Here is a 2,887-nt window from a genome sequence, read left to right on the forward strand (position 1 = left end):
CGGGATACCGGCCCGGTCGGTCAGCAGCGGGGTGATGTACCTGGCGCCGTCGGCGATGAGCTGGCGCGGCGGATGGCCGATCCGCTCCGTGCCGTGGCAGTCCTCCAGTTTCGGCGTGAGCGGCAGCAGGCCGGCCAGGTCGCGGGCGGCGGGGCTGTCGTTCAGGGTGCCGTCGGCCGGCCGTCGGTCGTCGGGCGCGACGGTGCTTGCCGTTCGCCACCGGTTCCGTTCGCGGCGGCCGTCGGCCGGGTGGAGGGGGACATCACCGGACCGCTCGGACGGCGGCTTCGTTCAGGGTAGGGGGGCCTCACGCGCGGTGGTCCACAGTTCGTACCACTCCTCGTGCGTGAGGTCCGGTTCGCGGCGGGCCGCGTCCGCGCAGGCGGCGATGCGTTCGGGGCGGGTGGTGCCGATGACGGGGGCGATGCCCGCCGGGTGGCGTCGCAGCCACCACAGGAGGACGGTCTCAGGGGTGGTGTCCTTGCGCCGGGCGAGTTCCGCGACGAGCCGGCTCGCCCGCGTGTCCGTGCCCGAGGTGAGGCGGCCCCGGGCGAGCGGGCCCCATGCCTGGAGCCGGACGCCGTTGGCCGCGCACCACTCCAGCGTGCCGGGGGCGAAGCCGTTGTGGGTGGCGTCGGGCGTGTTGAAGAGGACGCCCGCCTCCACCCAGTCCCGCCGGGCCAGGCTCATCTCGAGCTGGTTGACGACCAGCGGGAGGTCCGTCCGGGCTTGCAGCGCGGCGATCTGGGGTCCGCTCATGTTGGACACGCCGAACTGCCGGACGAGTCCCTGGGCGTGCAGGGAGTCCAGCGCCGCGGCGATCTCCTCCGGACCGGTCAGGGGGTCGGGGCGGTGCAGGAGGAGGACGTCCAGCACATCCGTACGCAGCCGGGCCAGGCTCTCCTCGACCCGCCGTACGATGCCGGCGCCCCGCAGGTCGTAGTATCCGGGCCGGCCGCCTTCCGGCAGCCGGATGCCGCACTTGGTCTGTACGACGATGCGCTGCCGCAAGCCGGGGCTGCGGGCCAGCACCTCGCCGAAGACGGCCTCCGCCTTGCCGTACTTGTAGATGTCGGCGTGGTCGAAGGCCGTGATGCCGGCGGCCAGCGCCGCCTCGACCGCGGTCTCGGCGCGGCGGATGTCGTCGGCGGTGTACGGCTCGGTGTCCCAGCCGCCGCCGAGTCCCATGCAGCCGTACAGCAGCTTGTGTGCGCGTATGTCGGTCTGTGCCGCCATGTCGGTCTCCGTGGTGGGTGCGGTGCGTGCGGGAGGGGGTCAGGCGCGAAGGGTGTCGGCGAGCATCTCGGCGACGGCCAGGACCGGCAACTGGGTGTTGGCGGCGGGCACCGTCGGCAGGATGGAGGCGTCGGCGACGCGCAGCCCCGCCACACCGTGCACGGCGCCCTGCCCGTCGACCACGGACCGGGGGTCGTCCGCCGGTCCCATGGCGCAGGTGCCCACCGGGTGCCAGTAGGTGCCCACCCGGGCCCGGAGCCGGGAGTCGGGCAGCGCGTGGGCCGGTTCCGGGTCCGCGGGGGCCGCGAGTGGCTTCATGGCCGCGGCGAGTTCCTCCACCTTCCGCAGCCCCGACCGGACGACGGCGATGTCCCGGCCCGCCGGGTCGGACAGGAAGGCCGGGGTGATCTCGGGGGGCTCCACGGGGTCGGCCGAGCGCAGCCGGACGTGCCCGCGCGAGACCGGCTTCATCAGGAAGGCGGAGATGCCGGCCTCGTACCGCCCGGGCGGGAGCGAGCCGAACAGCGGCGGGCCGGCCGTGGGCAGGAGATGCAGGTCCCACGCCCCGTCCGGGCAGAACTCGCTGGCCGCCCGGATCAGCATCCGGCTGACATACAGCTCCCCGGCCGCCTCCTTGGCCGCCAGCGCCCTGTTCAGTCCGTCCGTGGGGGACAGGGGGACGAAGACACCCGGCTGGTCGGACAGGTTGGCGCCGACACCGGGGAGGTCCGCCGCGCAGCGGATCCCGGTCCGCTCCAGGTGGGCGGCGGGGCCGATGCCGCTGCGCAGGAGCACGGCGGGGGAGCCGAAGGTGCCGGACGTCAGGACACAGGTGTCGCCCGTCAGCGTCACCGGCCGCCCGTCCAGGACGATGTGCGCACCGGTCACCCGGCCCGCGCGCAGGGACAGGCGGTCCACCAGGGCGCCGGCGAGTACCGTCAGGTTCGGCCGCGACCGGGTCGCCGGGTCCAGGTAGGCGAAGGCGGCGTTCCAGCGCAGCCCGTCGACGGAGTTGAGCAGCGGCCGGCCGTGACCGGGCGGCCCCGGAGTGCCCATGTCCACCTCCGGGTGGCCGAGCTCGCGCGCCGCCGCCAGGGCGGCCGAGGCCCACACGGACAGTTCCGAGTCCGGTACGGTGCGCAGCCCCATGCGCTCCACGGCCCGCAGCCGGTACGGCTCCAGCGCCCCGGCCGACCACCGTGCACCGCCGGCGCGGGTCCACTCGGCGTGGTCGGCGTGTGAACCCCAGGTGTTCCAGGCCCCGTTGACGCACGAGGAGCCGCCCAGGACGCGGGCCCGGATGCGGTAGGACTCCGTGTGCCGTTCCCACACGTCCTCGCGTGGCAGGGCACGGGAGTCCAGGATCTTCCCGGGCCAGTTCTCCCACCGGGCTCCGTAGTCGGGCCCCGCCTCCACGAGGCACACGGTCCGGCCGGGGTCCTCGCTCAGGCGCGCCGCCAGCACGCAGCCCGCCACTCCGCCGCCGAGGATGACGACGTCGTAGCCGGACGCGAGGGACGGGTTGTTCATGGTCAGCTCCGCTGAGAGGTCGGGTGGAGAGGGGAGGGGGAGGTACGGGGTACGGGAAGGCGTGGCGTCACCGCGGACCGGTGCCGAGCCTTGCCGGGAGCGGGCGCGGTGCGGTGTCCGG

3 protein-coding genes are annotated in these 2,887 nt (G+C 74.7%); all 3 read right to left on the bottom strand.

Annotated features, from left to right (window positions below; all coding sequences use genetic code 11):
- Positions 1-165: cyclophilin-like fold protein (locus H5J33_RS29555; protein ID WP_309485515.1), on the bottom strand; the 165-nt coding region annotated here is incomplete at its 3' end.
- A gap of 126 nt (positions 166-291) precedes the next feature.
- On the bottom strand, positions 292-1,236 hold the full coding sequence (locus tag H5J33_RS29560) for an aldo/keto reductase family oxidoreductase (RefSeq protein WP_220212861.1): 945 nt from the start codon (positions 1,234-1,236) through the stop codon (positions 292-294).
- A gap of 39 nt (positions 1,237-1,275) precedes the next feature.
- Positions 1,276-2,766 carry a GMC family oxidoreductase gene (locus tag H5J33_RS29565; RefSeq protein ID WP_181797865.1) on the bottom strand — a complete coding sequence of 497 codons (1,491 nt, stop codon included), beginning with the start codon at positions 2,764-2,766 and terminating at the stop codon, positions 1,276-1,278.
- Positions 2,767-2,887: the final 121 nt, after the last annotated feature.

The sequence above is a fragment of the Streptomyces sp. WELS2 genome (assembly GCF_013870595.1).
Taxonomy (GTDB): domain Bacteria; phylum Actinomycetota; class Actinomycetes; order Streptomycetales; family Streptomycetaceae; genus Streptomyces.